A 14,635-nucleotide genomic window follows, 5' to 3' on the forward strand; every position below is an offset into this window, starting at 1 on the left:
CTGCCCACTCTGATCTGCATCAAGTTTATGTGAAGGAATTGGGTGCAGTTGAACCGCGAAGTGCAGGAAATATAGGGAAAATTCGCCGTGCTAACCGCTGAGCGCATACCGGGTTTGCGCCCGGATGGAGGCTGGGTTCTGCCGGACAGGCTGAACATGGCGCAGCAGTGCCTGCGGCATGCGGGGGACCGGGTCGCGCTGATCGATTTGACCGGACCGGACCCGCAGCACATCAGCTTTGCGCAGCTGTCGCAAATGACAGACGGAATAGCCCGCGCATTATTGCGCCATGTGCAACCCGGTGATCGCGTCGGAGTGTTGCTGAGCCAGTCGCCATGGTGCGCGGCGGCCCATCTGGCGATCTGGAAGATCGGGGCTGTGTCGGTCCCTTTGTTCAAACTGTTCAAGCAGGACGCGCTGCGGTCGCGGGTCAGTGACGCTGGTGCCCGGATTGTACTGACCGACGCCGAAGGGGCTGATCTGTTGGGTGATCTGGCCGCGCCGTTGATTGCATCGGAAATTGGCGAAGATGGCCCCGCTGTGCCATCTGCCGCGACCGGCCCTGACGATCCGGCGGTGTTGATCTATACCTCGGGCACAACCGGCAGCCCGAAGGGCGCGCTGCATGGGCACCGGGTTCTGACCGGTCATTTGCCAGGGGTTTCGATCAGCCATAATCACTTGCGCGAAGGCGACTGTCTTTGGACCCCGGCGGATTGGGCGTGGATCGGCGGGTTGTTCGACGTGCTGATGCCGGGTCTTGCGCTGGGCATTCCTGTTGTCGCGGCACGGCTTGAGAAATTCACCCCCGAGGCCTGCGCTGACATCATCGCGCGTGGCGGGGTGCGGAACGTCTTTTTCCCACCAACGGCGCTGCGAATGCTCAAGGCAGCAGATCAGGTGATCCCCGGTCTGCGCTCGGTCGCGTCCGGGGGTGAACCGCTGGGTGCCGAAATGCTGGCATGGGGCCAGAAGGCCTTTGGTCTGACGATCAACGAATTCTATGGCCAGACCGAGTGCAACATGGTCGTATCCTCCTGCGCCGAAGATTTCCCTGTGCGCCCCGGCTGTATCGGCCAACCGGTGCCGGGGCATGAGGTTGCGGTGATTGATGAGGACGGAAACCCGACCGGGGACGAGGGCGACGTCGCCATCCGGCGCGGCTCGGCCTCGATGCTGCTGGAATACTGGAACCGACCCGAGGCAACCGCCGAGAAGTTCCGGGGCGATTGGCTGATCACCGGTGATCGCGGTGTATGGGAGGGCGACTATCTGTGCTTTGTCGGTCGGGATGATGACGTGATTACCTCCGCCGGGTATCGCATTGGCCCCGCCGAGATCGAGGATTGCCTGCTGACCCACCCGGCAGTGGCGACGGTTGGCGTGGTCGGCAAACCCGACCCGCTGCGGACCGAGATCGTGAAGGCTTATGTGGTGTTGAAGACGGGGGCCGAGGCGGCGGAACAGGAGTTGCAGGACTGGGTCAAAGAACGTCTGGCGCATTATTCGTATCCGCGCGAGGTGGCGTTTCTGGACGAGTTGCCGATGACGGTGACCGGGAAGGTAATCCGGAAGGAATTGAAAGCGCGGGCAGAAAGGGAATTGAGAAAATGAGCCGTTTCAACTCGTCAAATATGCTTCGTATTGTATCGGGTTTCTCATTGACCGTTTCGCTAACTTTCTCTGGAGGTAAGGCAGCAGTTGGGGATTCCGAAAATCTGATCTTCCTACCTTATGATGCAATGAAACAAGACGTTGTATCCTGTATGGAAAACGAGGACTTTCTAGGCGAACCAGAGTCCTGTGCTCGAGTATCATTCGAAACTTGTATGAAAGACTGGCAAGTTCCTGCCTCTCGCTCCAAAGCAGCTAGCTGCATCCATCATGAATATCTTATCTGGAGAGAGCAGTACCAAGAGGTTCTGTTAAACATGCTGTACACGGCGCAAAGTACCGATCGCGATGCAGCGACGGATGCAAGCCCAAACATTGATGCCTTCGCCCAGATAATGAGTATTGAGAGCCAATGGCAGCAGTTACGTGAAAGCGAGTGTAGATATGCGATGAGTCTGGCGGCTGGCGGAACCGCCGGAAACACGATTTACCCAGTATGCCTAGCTGAATTCACGGCGCAGCGTATTGCGCTCCTCAATGCTCGGAGAAGAAAATGAAACTCACATCCAAAGCCATGCCCGGCTCCGAGGGCTTCAAGACAAACCGCGCCGCTCATCTCGATGCGCTGGCGCAAATCTCTACTGCTGCCGAAGCAGCCCGTATGGGGGGCGGTGAGAAATCCCGAGCGCGGCATGAATCCCGAGGAAAGATGCTCCCCCGCCGAAGGGTGGCGAACCTGCTTGATCCGGGGTCTCCGTTTTTGGAAATCGGCGCGACAGCGGCGCATGGGATGTATGGTGATGCAGCACCTTGTGCCGGGGTGATCGCCGGGATTGGCCGGGTGCAGGGGCGCGAGGTCATGGTGGTGTGTAACGATGCCACCGTGAAGGGCGGCACCTATTATCCGATGACCGTCAAAAAGCACCTGCGCGCGCAGGAGATTGCCGAGGAAAACCATCTGCCGTGCATCTATCTGGTCGACAGTGGCGGCGCGAACCTGCCCAATCAGGATGAGGTGTTCCCAGACCGCGACCACTTTGGGCGTATCTTCTACAATCAGGCGCGGATGAGCGCGAAGGGTATCCCTCAGATTGCCGTGGTGATGGGATCATGCACGGCGGGTGGGGCCTATGTACCTGCGATGTCCGATGTGACGATCATCGTAAAGGAACAGGGCACGATCTTTCTGGCAGGGCCACCATTGGTCAAAGCTGCAACGGGTGAGGTTGTTAGCGCCGAGGATCTGGGTGGCGGCGATGTGCACACACGCCTGTCGGGTGTGGCGGATTATCTGGCCGAAGATGATGCACATGCGCTGGCATTGGCGCGGCGGGCTGTCGGGTCATTGGGGGGTGCCGGGCTGAAGCCCGGCCTACTGTTCGAAGCACCCGAGGAGCCAGCTTATGATCCGGATGAAATTCTGGGTGTCGTTCCCGCCGACTTGCGCACGCCCTATGACATCCGTGAAGTGATCGCACGGCTGGTCGATGGCTCTCGGTTTGATGAGTTCAAACCCCGCTTTGGCGAGACACTGGTCACCGGCTTTGCCCATGTCAAAGGGTGCCCAGTCGGGATCATTGCCAACAATGGCGTGCTGTTCTCGGAGGCTGCGCAAAAGGGCGCGCATTTTGTCGAGCTGTGTTCGCAGCGCAAAACGCCCCTGGTCTTCCTGCAGAACGTCACCGGCTTTATGGTCGGCCGCAAATACGAGAACGAAGGGATCGCCCGCCACGGCGCCAAGATGGTGACGGCAGTTGCAACGACGAGCGTTCCCAAGATCACGATGCTGGTGGGCGGCTCGTTTGGGGCCGGGAACTATGGCATGGCAGGACGCGCCTATCAGCCAAGGTTTCTGTGGACATGGCCGAACTCTCGGATTTCGGTGATGGGGGGCGAGCAGGCCGCAGGCGTATTGGCGACAGTCAGGCGCGACGGGATCGAACGACAGGGCGGTACCTGGTCGGCCGAGGAAGAGGCCGAATTCAAACGTCCGACGCTGGACATGTTCGAAGAGCAATCGCACCCGCTATATGCCTCGGCCCGTCTCTGGGACGATGGCATCATCGACCCGCGCAAAAGCCGCGATGTGCTCGCCTTGTCGCTGAGTGCGGCGCTGAATGCCCCGATTGAGGAGACACGTTTCGGCGTGTTCAGGATGTAAGATGAACGTTTCATTGAATGACGTCATGGCCCGCTATCCTGGTGCCCAGACTTTCAAGTTTGGTGACAATGCCCGGCTGAGTGCTGAGCTGCTGGCTCTGGTACGATCAGGGCGGAAAACGGCAACCTGCGGTGCGTTGCGCAACTATCCCGAAGGTAGCCCTGACACTCCTGTTGTCGGGCGGAGAGACATTGCGCTGGATTGGGATGATCGTCCGGCATTGGTGATCGAAACGGTCGACGTCTCGACCTGCCGATACTGCGACGTAACCGAGGATTTCGCGTTGGCAGAGGGCGAAAATGAAACGCTCGAGGGATGGAGAGAGGGGCATCGCCAGTATTTCGAACGCAATGGCGGGTTTGATCCCGAGATGGAGCTGCTGTGCGAACGATTTCGCCTTGTCGAAGTTCTGGCGGTTGAGGGGTAAGCTATGTTCAACAAAATCCTGATTGCCAACCGGGGCGAGATCGCTTGCCGGGTTATGGAAACCGCTCAGAGGATGGGCGTGTCCTGTGTGGCTGTTTATTCCGATGCGGACGCTGCGGCCAAGCATGTGCAGATGGCGGATAAGGTCATTCATATCGGCGGCCCCGCCCCGGCGGAAAGCTATCTGAAGGGCGATGTGATTATTCAGGCTGCGCTGGATACGGGCGCGCAGGCGATCCATCCCGGTTATGGCTTCCTGTCAGAGAACCCCGATTTCGTCGACGCGGTCGAGGCTGCGGGTTTGACCTTTATCGGCCCATCAGCGGATGCGATCCGCAAGATGGGCCTCAAGGATGCGGCCAAGGTGTTGATGGAACAGGCTGGCGTGCCCGTGGTGCCCGGCTATCACGGCGACAATCAGGATCCCGAACATTTGGCGGGTGCGGCGGATGCGATTGGGTATCCGGTGCTGATTAAGGCCGTTGCAGGCGGCGGCGGTAAAGGTATGCGTCTGGTCGAACGCCCCGAGGATTTCCGTTCCGCATTGGACAGCGCACGGGGCGAAGCCAAAACCGCTTTTGGCAATGACGCAGTGCTGGTCGAGAAATTCGTGGCCAAACCTCGCCATATCGAAGTGCAGGTATTTGGTGACGGTACCCATGCGGTGCATCTGTTTGAACGCGATTGCTCGTTGCAACGCCGCCATCAGAAAGTGATCGAAGAGGCACCAGCCCCGGGCATGACTTCTGAGATGCGCGAGGCGATGGGGCAGGCCGGTGTGCGCGCCGCCGAGGCGATAGGTTATAAGGGTGCAGGCACGGTTGAATTCATCGTCGATGCCTCGGACGGGCTGCGCCCCGACAGATTCTGGTTCATGGAGATGAACACGCGCCTGCAGGTTGAGCACCCGGTGACAGAAGCCATCACTGGCGTCGATCTGGTGGAATGGCAGTTGCGCGTTGCAGCAGGAGAGAGCCTTCCCAGGCAACAGGATGATCTGTCGATCTCGGGCCACGCCTTCGAAGCCCGGCTTTATGCCGAGGACGTGCCGAAAGGATTCTTGCCGGCGACAGGTACACTGACCCATCTGGTTTTCCCGGCCAACTGCCGTGCGGATAGTGGCGTTCGCGCAGGCGACACGATCAGCCCGTGGTATGACCCTATGATTGCCAAAGTGGTGGTACACGGTCCGACCCGCGCCGTCGCGCTTGAGACGTTGAACCGAGTGCTGCGGGAGACCGAAGTGGCGGGCACCGTTACGAACCTCGCCTTTCTGGGCGCGCTGACCCGCCATGACGGATTTGCCTCGGGCGATGTAGATACGGGCCTGATCGGGCGCGATCTTGACGGGTTGGTGCAGGAATCGCCGACTTCGGCCACAACCGCTGTTGCGGCTGCGATGACCGCACTGAATCTGGTGGATGTCGCGCCTGACACCGGGTTTTCGCTCTGGGCTCCGTTGCATCGGGCGGTGCAATTGTCCGATCAGGGAGAAGTTCTTGATCTGGACGTGCAAGTCGACGGGTCGGATCGCCAGCTTTGGCAGCTGGGCGAACACCGTGTCGTGGCCGAGCGGATCTCGGGGCGGTGGGCGCTGAGCGGCGCACCGATGCCCCGGGTGGCTGTCAGCGGAACTACTTTGACCGTATTTACTGACTACGGTCGCAGTTTCGACGTTATCGATCCGCTTGACCGGGATGCCAGCGCGACGGGTGACACCAACGTGATCGAGGCGCCGATGCCGGGTCTGGTCAAGGCAGTCTTTGCCACCGCGGGGCAAACCGTTCAAGAAGGCGACCGTTTGGCTATTCTCGAAGCGATGAAAATGGAGCATTCGTTGCTGGCCGCGCGCGATGGTGTGGTGGCCGAGGTGCTGGTCAAAGATGGCGCGCAGGTCGAGGCTGGGGCGGCTTTGGTGCGTTTGGAAGAAGAGTGATCTGTACCCGCGCGGTTTGACGTGGCACGGTCGCGCGATCCGTATTTGGAATGAGAACAAGCCATAAGGGGTTCTGACATGGGTGATCTGGTCGAAATCTACGAAGTTGGACCGCGCGACGGGCTACAAAACGAAACACGTGAGATACCGGTTGCCGACAAGGTGGCGCTGATCAATTGCCTCAGCCGCGCCGGATTTCGACGGATCGAAGTTGCAAGCTTTGTCTCTCCTAAATGGGTTCCTCAAATGGCGGGGTCGGCGCAAGTTCTGGCCGGTATTACCCGCGCGGACGGAGTGCGGTACGCGGCGTTGACGCCGAATATGCGCGGGTACGAGGATGCGCTGGCCGCCAAAGCGGATGAGATTGCCATTTTTGCGTCTGCTTCCGAGGGGTTTTCCAAGGCAAACATCAATGCCTCGATCGCCGAGTCAATCGAACGGTTCACGCCGATTCTCGAAGCGGCGCGTCATATCGACCTTCCGGTTCGCGGCTACGTCTCTTGCGTGACGGATTGCCCCTATGATGGCCCGACCCCGCCCGAGAAAGTCGCCGAAATTGCCGACCGGTTGTTTGCGTTGGGCTGTTACGAGGTGTCATTGGGGGACACGATCGGGCAAGGCACGCCAGACAAGATTGCTCATATGCTTCTGGCGGTTCGGGAAAGGGTTCCTGTGACGCGGCTTGCCGGGCATTTTCATGACACCAATGGGCGTGCAAACGACAATATCGATGCGGCACTTTCGCTGGGTGTGCGTGTGTTCGACGCGGCCGTGGGTGGGCTTGGCGGTTGCCCATATGCTCCGGGGGCTGCGGGTAATGTCGCGACTGAAACCGTTGCAGCGCATTTGCACCGGTTGGGCTATCAAACCGGTCTGGATATCGATGTGGTCGAAGAGGCCGCGCAGATGGCCAAGGCGTTGAGAGGCTAACATGTTCGAAACAATCTCGATTTCAGCAGACGAACGCGGTGTTGCCACGTTAACTCTGGACCGGGCGGAAAAGCACAACGCGCTCTCGGGTCAGATGATTGCCGAGCTGACGCAGGCCGCGTCGCAACTGGGTCAGGATGGCTCTGTCAGAGCGGTCGTTCTGGCTGCTGCGGGAAAGACGTTTTGCGCTGGTGGTGATCTGGGATGGATGCAGGACCAGATGGCGGCCGACAAGGCGACGCGGTTTGTCGAGGCGCGCAAGCTGGCCGAGATGTTGCAGGCGTTGAACACGATTCCCAAACCCCTGATCGGGGCGCTACAAGGCAACGCCTTTGGCGGAGGTGTTGGAATGGCGGCCGTGTGCGATGTCGCCATCGGTGTAGATAGTCTGAAGATGGGACTGACCGAGACCCGGCTTGGGCTGATCCCAGCGACAATCGGCCCTTATGTTATCGCTCGTATGGGTGAGGCGCGGGCACGGCGTGTATTCATGTCGGCCCGGTTGTTCGATGCGCCCGAAGCGGTTGATTTGGGATTGCTGGCAAAGGCTGTGCCTCCCGAGCAGCTTGCGACCGCGATAGAAGATGAAGTCCGGCCCTATCTTTCGTGCGCGCCGGGGGCAGTCGCGTCAGCCAAGGCTCTGGTTCGAACTCTGGGACCTCGTATAGATGATGCCACAATCGACCAGACCATCAACGAACTGGTCGAACGCTGGGAAACGGAAGAGGCGCGTGAAGGGATCGCGGCGTTCTTCGAAAAACGTAAACCTGCATGGAATAAGTAAGTTTACCGAGTTTCCGCAAGCCAATGCAAAACGCGCGAAATGCGATTCTATGCCGCGCTGTCAAGCGTATGTTTGATGGTGAACGGGGCTGTGTTCGGTTGACCCTCTGACCCGGCGGGGATAGAGAATGTCCAGTCAACACGCCAATTGACGGCGCACCCGACAAGATGCGTGCGCAAGAAAGGAGCTATTCGTGGAAGACCTGCTGCGGGAGTACCTCCCGATTCTGGTGTTTCTGGCCGTTGCCGTAGGCCTTGGAATCGTCCTGATTCTTGCCGCCGTTGTACTGGCTGTCCGCAGTCCCGACCCCGAAAAGGTCAGCGCATATGAATGTGGCTTCAACGCCTTCGACGATGCGCGAATGAAATTTGACGTCCGATTCTATCTGGTCTCGATTCTCTTCATCATCTTCGATCTTGAGATCGCATTCCTGTTTCCCTGGGCCGTCGGGTTCCGCGATATCAGCGATGTCGGCTTCTGGTCGATGATGGTGTTTCTGGCCGTGCTGACCATCGGCTTTGCCTATGAGTGGAAGAAAGGGGCCCTGGAATGGGAGTGATGACCGGTGCAAACACCGCTGGCGTCGACAAGGAAGTCGCCACCCAGGCCCTGAATGCCGAGTTGCAGGACAAAGGTTTTCTGCTGACCTCGAGCGAGGATATCATCAACTGGGCCCGTACCGGTTCGCTGCACTGGATGACCTTTGGTCTGGCCTGCTGCGCGGTTGAAATGATGCACACCTCGATGCCGCGCTATGATGCGGAACGTTTCGGCATCGCCCCGCGCGCCTCTCCGCGCCAATCTGACGTGATGATCGTGGCCGGCACGCTAACCAACAAGATGGCCCCTGCCTTGCGCAAGGTTTACGACCAGATGCCCGAGCCGCGCTATGTGATCTCGATGGGGTCCTGCGCGAATGGCGGTGGTTACTACCACTATTCCTATTCTGTCGTGCGTGGCTGTGACCGGGTTGTTCCGGTGGATATTTATGTGCCCGGCTGCCCTCCGACCGCCGAGGCGCTGCTTTACGGTCTGCTACAGCTACAACGCAAAATCCGCCGCACCGGCACAATTGTACGCTGAGGGGAAGGGTAGATGAGCGAAGCACTCAAAGAACTCGGCACCCAGCTTGAACTGAAACGAGCCGATTGTGTTCTGTCCTGGGATGTGACCCATGGTGAGCTGAACGTCGATGTAGCGCCGTCGAACCTCGTGGAATTCGTAGAATTCCTGCGGTCGGACCAAAATTGCAAGTTCTCGACACTGGTGGATATCACCGGCGTCGATTACCCCGAACGCGCCAAGCGGTTCGACGTGGTGTATCACTTCCTGTCGATGTACCAGAACCAGCGCATCCGTCTGCGGGTTTCGATCCGCGAAGATGACATGGTGCCTTCGATAGTCGATATCCACCCCTCGGCCAACTGGTTCGAGCGTGAGGTGTTCGACATGTTCGGCATCCTGTTCTCGGGCCATCCAGACTTGCGGCGCATCCTGACGGATTATGGCTTCCGTGGCCATCCGCTGCGCAAGGATTTCCCGACCACGGGCTACACCGAGGTGCGTTATGACGAGGCGCAGAAACGCGTCGTCTACGAGCCGGTCAGTCTAGTGCAGGAGTACCGTCAGTTTGATTTCATGTCCCCATGGGAAGGTGCGAACTACATTCTGCCAGGGGATGAGAAACAGGAGACCGAATAATGGGTGGCATCTGGTGGCTGATCCTGTCTGCGCTGACCATCATTCCGATGGTGAAGATTTTGCCGTTCTTCGGGATCAACAAATACTGGTGCCTGCTGTGTCTGGTTCCTTTCGGCACGATCGCATTGCTGTGGTGGGTCGGGCTGAAACTGCAAGAGTTGGAGCGCCGCTGAGATGATAGGTGAGTTGATCATTCTGGGCGCGTTTGGGGTTCTACTGGCCGGGTCTGCGGTCAAGGCGGTCGAGGCCGAAAAGGTCCGGGTTCGGGCCGAAGCAAAGAAGAAACGAGGGCGTTGATGGACGGCTCAAGATATGATGACGGCAGCACGGACGCGCTGAGCGGCGAGCAGAAGATCCGCAACTTCAACATCAACTTCGGCCCGCAACACCCCGCGGCGCACGGAGTTTTGCGTTTGGTGCTCGAGTTGGACGGCGAGATTGTCGAACGTTGCGACCCGCATATCGGCCTGCTGCATCGTGGCACCGAAAAGCTGATGGAAAGCCGGACGTATCTGCAAAACCTGCCGTATTTCGACCGTCTGGACTATGTGGCACCGATGAACCAGGAACATGCCTGGTGTCTGGCCATCGAAAAGCTGACCGGGGTCGAGGTGCCGCGCCGGGGCTCGCTGATCCGGGTTCTGTATTCCGAGATCGGGCGCATTCTGAATCACCTGTTGAACGTGACGACACAGGCGATGGATGTGGGCGCTCTGACCCCGCCGCTGTGGGGTTTTGAAGAGCGTGAAAAGCTGATGGTGTTTTATGAGCGTGCCTGTGGCGCCCGCCTGCACGCCGCTTATTTCCGCCCCGGTGGTGTCCATCAGGACCTGCCGCCCGAACTGCTGGACGATATCGAGGCCTGGAGTCACGAATTCCCAAGCGTCCTTGATGACATTGATGGGCTGCTGACCGAAAACCGCATCTTCAAGCAGCGCAACGCCGATATCGGCGTGGTGTCCGAGGATGACATCCAGAAATACGGCTTCTCGGGCGTGATGGTGCGTGGATCGGGTCTGGCCTGGGACCTGCGTCGCGCGCAGCCCTACGAGTGCTATGATGAGTTTGAATTCCAGATTCCCGTCGGCAAGAACGGCGATTGCTATGACCGCTACCTTGTCCGCATGGAGGAAATGCGCCAGTCGCTGCTGATCATCCGTCAGGCCATCGCCAAAATCCGCGAGTGTCCCGGTGACGTTCTGGCCCGCGGCAAGTTCACCCCACCGAAACGCTCGGACATGAAGACCTCGATGGAGAGCCTGATCCATCACTTCAAGCTGTATACCGAAGGCTTCCACGTGCCTGCCGGTGAGGTCTATGCTGCCGTCGAAGCCCCCAAGGGCGAGTTCGGCGTCTATCTGGTCGCCGACGGCACTAACAAACCCTACCGCGCCAAACTGCGCGCACCGGGCTTCCTGCACCTGCAAGCCATGGACCACGTTGCCAAAGGCCACCAACTGGCCGACGTCGCCGCCATCATCGGCACCATGGACGTCGTATTTGGAGAGATTGACCGCTAATGCTCCGCCGTCTTCATCCCGAACAACCCGAACGCTTTGCCTTCACCGCTGCCAACCAGCAATGGGCCGAAGCGCAGATCACCAAATACCCCGAAGGCCGTCAGGCCAGCGCGGTCATTCCGCTTCTGTGGCGCGCACAGGAACAAGAGGGATGGCTGAGCCGTCCGGCGATTGAATCCGTCGCCGACATGCTGGGTATGGCCTATATCCGTGTGCTTGAGGTTGCTTCGTTTTACTTCATGTTCCAACTGCAACCCGTTGGGTCGGCTGCGCATATTCAGGTTTGTGGTACGACCTCCTGCATGATCTGCGGAGCAGAGGACCTGATTGCGGTCTGTAAGGAAAAGATCTCGGCGAAACCGCACGAACTGTCGGCTGATGGCAAGCTGAGTTGGGAAGAGGTCGAATGCCTTGGCTCCTGCACCAATGCGCCGATGGCGCAGATCGGCAAGGATTACTACGAAGACCTGACCGCCGAGAGCTTTGGCAAGATCCTCGATGATCTGGTGGCGGGGAAAGTTCCGACGCCGGGCCCACAAAACGGACGTTATGCGGCTGAACCGCTCAGAGGGCTGACCAGTCTGACCGATCATGAGGCTGGAAAGGCCCGGTATAACGCCAGCGTCGAACTGGCCACCGGTATTGGCGATACGGTCAAACGCATCGACGGGACCGAGGTTCCGATCCTGACCCCTTGGTTGGGCAAGGATGGCAAAGCGGCTGCGACCAAAGCGGCACCGAAGCCGCCCAAAGCGCCAGCCCCGGCGAAACCTGCTGCGAAACAGGCCGCTGAGGCGAAGGCAGCGAAAGAGGACCAGCCCGAAACACTGGCAGGCGCGCGCGACGGCAAGGCAGATAACCTGAAACTGTTGAAAGGCGTAGGCCCCAAGCTGGAGCAGACGCTGAACGAGCTGGGCTTCTTCCACTATGATCAGATCGCTGCCTGGACACCGGAACAGGTCGCCTGGGTCGATGCACGGTTGAAGTTCAAGGGCCGGATCGAGCGCGATGGCTGGATTGAACAGGCAGCCATGCTTGCGGCGGGTGAGGAAACCGAATTTGCCAAACGTGCCAAGGAAGATGGCACCTACAAAGACTAAACGGGTGCCCTATCCGGGCATCGGGGGATGATGGACAAGGACAAGGATCAGGCTATAGCCCGAAAGGGCCGACATATCGGCATCGTCATTGCGGTGACGATGGTGATCTGGCTTGCCATGAACCTGTTCATTGGCCCTGCGCTGGGTTTAACGGCCCGGCACGCGCTGCTGTTTGATTTTGCCGCTCTGGCGGCATTCATTTATGCGGGTGTGAACATTTTTCAACTCTGGCGCATGCGTCAGGACAGCTGAAGGTAACGAATGATGCTGAAGGATCAGGACCGGATCTTTACCAACATCTACGGGATGCACGAACGCACGCTGAAAGGCGCGCAAGCCCGCGGGCATTGGGACGGCACAGCTGGCCTGATTGAAAAGGGCCGGGACTGGATCATTCAGACGATGAAGGATTCCGGGCTGCGCGGACGTGGCGGTGCGGGCTTCCCAACTGGCCTGAAATGGTCGTTCATGCCAAAGGAAAGCGACGGTCGCCCTTCCTATCTGGTTGTGAATGCCGATGAATCCGAGCCCGGCACCTGCAAAGACCGTGAGATCATGCGCCATGATCCCCACACGTTGATTGAAGGGTGTCTGATCGCCTCTTTCGCGATGAACGCACATACCTGCTATATCTACCTGCGCGGCGAATACATCCGCGAGCGTGAGGCATTGCAGGCTGCGATTGATGAGGCCTATGACGCGGGGCTTCTTGGCAAGAATGCCGCTGGTTCGGGCTGGGATTTCGATCTTTTCCTTCATCACGGGGCAGGGGCCTATATTTGTGGCGAGGAAACAGCCCTGATCGAAAGCCTTGAGGGCAAGAAGGGTATGCCGCGGATGAAACCTCCGTTCCCGGCGGGTGCCGGGCTGTACGGATGTCCGACCACTGTGAACAACGTGGAATCCATCGCGGTGGTGCCGACCATTCTGCGTCGGGGTGCGGATTGGTTCGCTGGATTTGGTCGCCAGAACAACGCCGGTACCAAGCTGTTTGCGATCTCGGGCCACGTGAACAACCCATGTGTCGTCGAAGAGGCGATGTCGATCCCGTTCGAACAACTGATCGAAACCCATTGCGGCGGCATTCGCGGCGGGTGGGATAATCTTCTGGCGGTTATCCCTGGTGGATCCTCGGTTCCCTGCGTGCGCGGTGAAAACATGCGCGACGCGATCATGGATTTCGATTACCTGCGCAACGACCTGGGGTCGGGTCTGGGTACGGCAGCGGTGATTGTGATGGACAAATCCACCGACATCATCAAGGCGATCTGGCGCCTGTCGAAGTTTTACAAGCATGAAAGCTGTGGCCAGTGTACGCCATGTCGCGAAGGCACCGGCTGGATGATGCGTGTGATGGATCGTCTGGTGCGCGGCGAGGCTGAACTGGAAGAGATCGACATGTTGTTCGACGTGACCAAACAGGTCGAAGGACACACGATCTGCGCTTTGGGCGATGCGGCCGCCTGGCCGATCCAGGGCCTGATCCGCAATTTCCGGGAAGAGATCGAAGACCGCATCAAGGCTCAGAAATCGGGCCGTATGGGTGCGATGGCAGCGGAGTGAACGAAGATGGAAGTGTTTGCTGAATATAGCCACGCGATTGCGTCGGTTGTGCTATTCACGCTGGTTGTATTGTTTCTGGCGCCGTTTTCTGCACTGGCCAAACAAGCCAAAGGGCTGGCACCCGGTGCGACGCCCGAGCGGGACTATGCCGACAAGGCGTATCGTCTGAACCGGGCCTATCTGAATGGAACGGAAACACTTCCTGCGTTTGTGACTGTCATAACAGCGGCGATTTTGCTGGGCGTCAGCCCGTTCTGGGTAAACCTGCTGGCCTCAGTGGCGTTGGTTGCGCGCTTGGCGATGCTGGTTGTGCACCTGAAAGGGATTGGCAAGCCAAGCAGCGGTCCGCGGACAATTCTGTATGTGATCGGCTGGGCGTGCATGGTCGTGATCGGGCTTATGGCATTGGTGGCGGCGTTTTGATGGCGACGCAGCGGAACAGAAAACAAAGAGGGAAAGTATGAAGGCCCCCAAAGCCCTTATTGTTGTGTTGGCGCTGGCTGGTGTTTCTGCATGCGGTCTGGTGAAGCCGTCGGCAGACCGGCTTTTGTTCGACGGCAAGTCGTTCAGGGCCAAGGCGAAGGTGGTCAACAAGAAAACCTCGCCCGCGGACTTTACGGTTGTCGTCAAAGGCGTCTCTGCTTCACTCGATGGTGCGCGCGAGGCCGGACGTCATGAAGGTACCAAATTCTGCATCCAGAACTTCGGATCGTCTCGGATTGCTTGGAAGGTGGGTCCGGATACTGACCCGCAGAACCTCAGCGTCAGCAATGATCAATTGACATTTGCAGGAACCTGCCAGCGGCCATGACCGGTGTTTTTCCATATCTTCGGTGGGCGGGCAGGGTGTTATTGCCTAGCAGCAGCGAACCGCTTCGTCTTGGACAGTCCAAGACGAAA

18 protein-coding genes are annotated in these 14,635 nt (G+C 58.8%); all 18 read left to right on the forward strand.

Annotated elements, in window-relative coordinates; all coding sequences use genetic code 11:
- Window positions 1–87: 87 nt before the first annotated feature.
- The 18 genes from ACR0M3_RS07230 (at window position 88) to ACR0M3_RS07315 (ending at window position 14,546) form a co-directional block, all read left to right on the forward strand.
- Window positions 88–1,614: an AMP-binding protein gene (locus ACR0M3_RS07230; RefSeq protein ID WP_480910065.1), complete on the forward strand. Its 1,527-nt coding sequence runs from the start codon at window positions 88–90 to the stop codon at window positions 1,612–1,614.
- The gene (locus tag ACR0M3_RS07235; RefSeq protein ID WP_480910066.1) at window positions 1,611–2,171 is read left to right on the forward strand and encodes a lysozyme inhibitor LprI family protein; all 561 of its coding nucleotides are present in this window, start codon (window positions 1,611–1,613) and stop codon (window positions 2,169–2,171) included. The genes ACR0M3_RS07230 and ACR0M3_RS07235 overlap by 4 nt, the downstream gene beginning before the upstream one ends.
- Window positions 2,168–3,775 (forward strand): carboxyl transferase domain-containing protein, encoded by a 1,608-nt coding sequence (locus ACR0M3_RS07240; RefSeq protein ID WP_480910067.1) that lies wholly within the window; start codon window positions 2,168–2,170, stop codon window positions 3,773–3,775. The genes ACR0M3_RS07235 and ACR0M3_RS07240 overlap by 4 nt, the downstream gene beginning before the upstream one ends.
- A 1-nt stretch (window position 3,776) precedes the next feature.
- Complete coding sequence (locus ACR0M3_RS07245) at window positions 3,777–4,202, forward strand: ASCH domain-containing protein (RefSeq protein ID WP_480910068.1); 426 nt, start codon at window positions 3,777–3,779, stop codon at window positions 4,200–4,202.
- A 3-nt stretch (window positions 4,203–4,205) separates the two neighbouring features.
- Window positions 4,206–6,137 (forward strand): acetyl/propionyl/methylcrotonyl-CoA carboxylase subunit alpha, encoded by a 1,932-nt coding sequence (locus tag ACR0M3_RS07250; protein WP_480910069.1) that lies wholly within the window; start codon window positions 4,206–4,208, stop codon window positions 6,135–6,137.
- Between the two features lie 78 nt (window positions 6,138–6,215).
- The gene (locus tag ACR0M3_RS07255) at window positions 6,216–7,067 is read left to right on the forward strand and encodes a hydroxymethylglutaryl-CoA lyase (RefSeq protein ID WP_480910070.1); all 852 of its coding nucleotides are present in this window, start codon (window positions 6,216–6,218) and stop codon (window positions 7,065–7,067) included.
- Between the two features lies 1 nt (window position 7,068).
- The gene (locus tag ACR0M3_RS07260) at window positions 7,069–7,851 is read left to right on the forward strand and encodes a crotonase/enoyl-CoA hydratase family protein (RefSeq protein ID WP_480910071.1); all 783 of its coding nucleotides are present in this window, start codon (window positions 7,069–7,071) and stop codon (window positions 7,849–7,851) included.
- A 193-nt stretch (window positions 7,852–8,044) separates the two neighbouring features.
- Window positions 8,045–8,410, forward strand: a complete 366-nt coding sequence (locus tag ACR0M3_RS07265; RefSeq protein WP_480910072.1) for an NADH-quinone oxidoreductase subunit A — start codon at window positions 8,045–8,047, stop codon at window positions 8,408–8,410.
- The gene (locus ACR0M3_RS07270; protein ID WP_209504454.1) at window positions 8,401–8,934 is read left to right on the forward strand and encodes a NuoB/complex I 20 kDa subunit family protein; all 534 of its coding nucleotides are present in this window, start codon (window positions 8,401–8,403) and stop codon (window positions 8,932–8,934) included. Before ACR0M3_RS07265 ends, ACR0M3_RS07270 begins: the two co-directional genes overlap by 10 nt.
- 12 nt (window positions 8,935–8,946) lie before the next feature.
- Entirely contained in the window at window positions 8,947–9,552 is a 606-nt protein-coding gene (locus tag ACR0M3_RS07275) for an NADH-quinone oxidoreductase subunit C (protein ID WP_267362853.1), read from the forward strand.
- Complete coding sequence (locus tag ACR0M3_RS07280; protein ID WP_010442775.1) at window positions 9,552–9,725, forward strand: hypothetical protein; 174 nt, start codon at window positions 9,552–9,554, stop codon at window positions 9,723–9,725. The genes ACR0M3_RS07275 and ACR0M3_RS07280 overlap by 1 nt, the downstream gene beginning before the upstream one ends.
- Before the next feature lies 1 nt (window position 9,726).
- Window positions 9,727–9,849, forward strand: a complete 123-nt coding sequence (locus ACR0M3_RS07285) for a hypothetical protein (protein WP_267362849.1) — start codon at window positions 9,727–9,729, stop codon at window positions 9,847–9,849.
- Window positions 9,849–11,072, forward strand: a complete 1,224-nt coding sequence (locus ACR0M3_RS07290) for an NADH-quinone oxidoreductase subunit D (RefSeq protein WP_480910073.1) — start codon at window positions 9,849–9,851, stop codon at window positions 11,070–11,072. Before ACR0M3_RS07285 ends, ACR0M3_RS07290 begins: the two co-directional genes overlap by 1 nt.
- Entirely contained in the window at window positions 11,072–12,172 is a 1,101-nt protein-coding gene (nuoE, locus tag ACR0M3_RS07295) for an NADH-quinone oxidoreductase subunit NuoE (RefSeq protein WP_480910074.1), read from the forward strand. The genes ACR0M3_RS07290 and nuoE overlap by 1 nt, the downstream gene beginning before the upstream one ends.
- A gap of 30 nt (window positions 12,173–12,202) precedes the next feature.
- Window positions 12,203–12,424, forward strand: a complete 222-nt coding sequence (locus tag ACR0M3_RS07300) for a DUF5337 domain-containing protein (RefSeq protein WP_209598087.1) — start codon at window positions 12,203–12,205, stop codon at window positions 12,422–12,424.
- Window positions 12,425–12,436: 12 nt separating this feature from the next.
- The gene (gene nuoF / locus ACR0M3_RS07305) at window positions 12,437–13,735 is read left to right on the forward strand and encodes an NADH-quinone oxidoreductase subunit NuoF (protein WP_209504919.1); all 1,299 of its coding nucleotides are present in this window, start codon (window positions 12,437–12,439) and stop codon (window positions 13,733–13,735) included.
- 6 nt (window positions 13,736–13,741) lie between these two features.
- A complete protein-coding gene (locus tag ACR0M3_RS07310) occupies window positions 13,742–14,158 on the forward strand; it encodes an MAPEG family protein (RefSeq protein WP_480910075.1) in 417 nt (138 codons plus the stop codon).
- Between the two features lie 37 nt (window positions 14,159–14,195).
- Complete coding sequence (locus tag ACR0M3_RS07315; RefSeq protein ID WP_267362834.1) at window positions 14,196–14,546, forward strand: hypothetical protein; 351 nt, start codon at window positions 14,196–14,198, stop codon at window positions 14,544–14,546.
- The last annotated feature ends 89 nt before the right edge of the window (window positions 14,547–14,635 follow it).

It is taken from the genome of Ruegeria sp. O5 (genome assembly GCF_056535105.1).